Annotated in this window: 12 tRNA genes and 2 rRNA genes (2 of these 14 cut by a window edge); all 14 read right to left on the bottom strand. The window is 53.1% G+C overall.

Annotated features, from left to right (window positions below):
* Positions 1 to 253, bottom strand: a 16S ribosomal RNA gene (locus CBW65_RS13745); it reaches 1,294 nt to the left of the window's first position.
* A 370-nt stretch (positions 254 to 623) separates the two neighbouring features.
* A tRNA-Gly gene (locus CBW65_RS13735) sits at positions 624 to 698 on the bottom strand.
* Position 699: 1 nt separating this feature from the next.
* A tRNA-Asp gene (locus CBW65_RS13730) sits at positions 700 to 776 on the bottom strand.
* Positions 777 to 779: 3 nt separating this feature from the next.
* Positions 780 to 855 (bottom strand) — tRNA-Met (locus CBW65_RS13725).
* Between the two features lie 24 nt (positions 856 to 879).
* Positions 880 to 955, bottom strand: a tRNA-Val gene (locus CBW65_RS13720).
* A gap of 3 nt (positions 956 to 958) precedes the next feature.
* Positions 959 to 1,035, bottom strand: a tRNA-Glu gene (locus tag CBW65_RS13715).
* 5 nt (positions 1,036 to 1,040) lie between these two features.
* Positions 1,041 to 1,116, bottom strand: a tRNA-Asn gene (locus tag CBW65_RS13710).
* A gap of 4 nt (positions 1,117 to 1,120) precedes the next feature.
* A tRNA-Arg gene (locus CBW65_RS13705) sits at positions 1,121 to 1,197 on the bottom strand.
* Between the two features lie 22 nt (positions 1,198 to 1,219).
* Positions 1,220 to 1,295 (bottom strand) — tRNA-Lys (locus CBW65_RS13700).
* A 4-nt stretch (positions 1,296 to 1,299) separates the two neighbouring features.
* A tRNA-Gln gene (locus tag CBW65_RS13695) sits at positions 1,300 to 1,374 on the bottom strand.
* A gap of 12 nt (positions 1,375 to 1,386) precedes the next feature.
* Positions 1,387 to 1,462, bottom strand: a tRNA-His gene (locus CBW65_RS13690).
* Positions 1,463 to 1,467: 5 nt separating this feature from the next.
* Positions 1,468 to 1,551: transfer RNA gene (locus CBW65_RS13685), tRNA-Tyr, on the bottom strand.
* Between the two features lie 259 nt (positions 1,552 to 1,810).
* Positions 1,811 to 1,894: transfer RNA gene (locus CBW65_RS13680), tRNA-Leu, on the bottom strand.
* Between the two features lie 62 nt (positions 1,895 to 1,956).
* Positions 1,957 to 2,500, bottom strand: a 23S ribosomal RNA gene (locus CBW65_RS13675) (it continues 2,384 nt past the right edge of the window).

Raw genomic sequence — 2,500 nt, 5'->3', positions numbered from 1 at the left:
CTAATGCGCCGCGGGCCCATCCGACAGTGAAGCGAAAGCTTCTTTCTCTTCTCCCTCATGCGAAGGAAAAGCCTATCCGGTATTAGCACTCGTTTCCAAGCGTTATCCCAGTCTGTCGGGCAGGTTGCCCACGTGTTACTCACCCGTCCGCCGCTAACATCTTCGGAGCAAGCTCCGAATCAGTCCGCTCGACTTGCATGTATTAGGCACGCCGCCAGCGTTCGTCCTGAGCCAGGATCAAACTCTCAATAAAAGTTGAAAAAGTTTGTATCTCTGACTCGCGTCATCTCTCTGTAACACTCGTTTAGTTTTCAAGGATCAATCGCATGCCGCCGAAGCGACGTTTAATAATATATCACGCTGCGCTATGAAACGCAAGCGGAAACTTTTTCACCTTCATCATCACCGCGTCTCTCGCGGCGACAAGAGTTATCTTATCATGCCTAGTCCCCGCGGACAATCTGCACTCCGGAACAAACCCGAGCAAATGAGTTAATAGGATGAACTCGTACGGTCTTTGCTCATCTGCTCTTGAGAATGCTCCGCTGCGCATCACATCATCGAACGGAAGATACAAAAAAAGGCACGATCCGAATGGATCGTGCCTTTTTCTCTTATTCATTTGGAGCGGAAGACGGGATTCGAACCCGCGACCCTCGCCTTGGCAAGGCGATGCTCTACCCCTGAGCCACTTCCGCGTGGCGGAGCTGACGGGATTCGAACCCGCGGTCTCCCGCGTGACAGGCGGGCATGTTAGGCCACTACACCACAGCTCCATGTGGTTGCGGGGACAGGACTTGAACCTGCGACCTTCGGGTTATGAGCCCGACGAGCTGCCAACTGCTCCACCCCGCGACAATCATTAAGTTGTTATAAAAATGGTGGAGGTTGACGGGATCGAACCGCCGACCCTCTGCTTGTAAGGCAGATGCTCTCCCAGCTGAGCTAAACCTCCAAATGGTGACTCGTACGGGATTCGAACCCGTGAATGCCGCCTTGAAAGGGCGGTGAGTTAAGCCGCTTCTCCAACGAGCCGTTACTGGCTCCTCAAACAGGACTCGAACCTGTGACCATCCGATTAACAGTCGGGCGCTCTACCAACTGAGCTATTGAGGAACAATGGCGTGCCCAGAGAGATTCGAACTCCCGGCCTTTTGATTCGTAGTCAAACGCTCTATCCAGCTGAGCTATGGGCACATATTAATTTGAAAGAAAACAGTGGTGAGCCATGAAGGACTTGAACCTTCGACCCACTGATTAAAAGTCAGTTGCTCTACCAACTGAGCTAATGGCTCACAATGGCTGGGGAGGAAGGGATCGAACCTTCGCATGACGGAGTCAAAGTCCGTTGCCTTACCGCTTGGCGACTCCCCAACAAGTAAATCATGGGGCGACCGAGGGGAATCGAACCCCCGAATGCCAGAGCCACAATCTGGTGCGTTAACCACTTCGCCACGGCCGCCATGATGGTGGAGAGAGAAGGATTCGAACCTTCGAAGCTTTCGCAACGGATTTACAGTCCGCCCCATTTGGCCACTTTGGTATCTCTCCACGTGAATCAGTATTTCGTTTTCCGTGCCGTCCGCTCTCTCGCGGCGACAGGACTTATCTTATCATGGCAGCCGTCACATCTCAATGCAGTCCAGCGCACAAACTGAAACAAATCAGCTCATGTAGAGCGAATGACTGTAGTGATCATCTCCATACTGCATATCTTAGCTAATTGCTCTTGTTTTTATACCTGTTGAGATGAATTTTTGCAGAAAAACACAAAAAAGCCGACTTGGATCTCTCCAAGCCGGCTGCTGTTTGGTGCGGTCGAGAAGACTCGAACTTCCACGGGTTGCCCCACACGCCCCTCAAGCGTGCGTGTCTGCCATTCCACCACGACCGCATATGCAATTGGCGTGTTCCTTGAAAACTGGATGCGAATGAATAGTGAGTGTTGGACTTACTTAGGATAAGCCCTCGACCGATTAGTACTGGTCAGCTGCACGCCTCGCGGCGCTTCCACCTCCAGCCTATCAACCTTGTCTTCTACAAGGGGTCTTACCACGTTGACCGTGTGGGAAGTCTTATCTTGAGGTGGGCTTCGCGCTTAGATGCTTTCAGCGCTTATCCCTTCCCGACATAGCTACCCAGCGATGCGGTTGGCACCACAACTGGGACACCAGCGGTCGGTTCATCCCGGTCCTCTCGTACTAAGGACAACTCCTCTCAAACTTCCTGCGCCCACGGCAGATAGGGACCGAACTGTCTCACGACGTTCTGAACCCAGCTCGCGTACCGCTTTAATGGGCGAACAGCCCAACCCTTGGGACCGACTACAGCCCCAGGATGCGATGAGCCGACATCGAGGTGCCAAACCTCCCCGTCGATGTGGACTCTTGGGGGAGATAAGCCTGTTATCCCCAGGGTAGCTTTTATCCGTTGAGCGATGGCCCTTCCACTCGGAACCACCGGATCACTATGCCCGACTTTCGTCCCTGCTCGACTTGTA

The sequence above is a fragment of the Tumebacillus avium genome, assembly GCF_002162355.1.
Taxonomy (GTDB): domain Bacteria; phylum Bacillota; class Bacilli; order Tumebacillales; family Tumebacillaceae; genus Tumebacillus_A; species Tumebacillus_A avium.
This window is presented reverse-complemented; position numbering and strand designations above follow the sequence as displayed.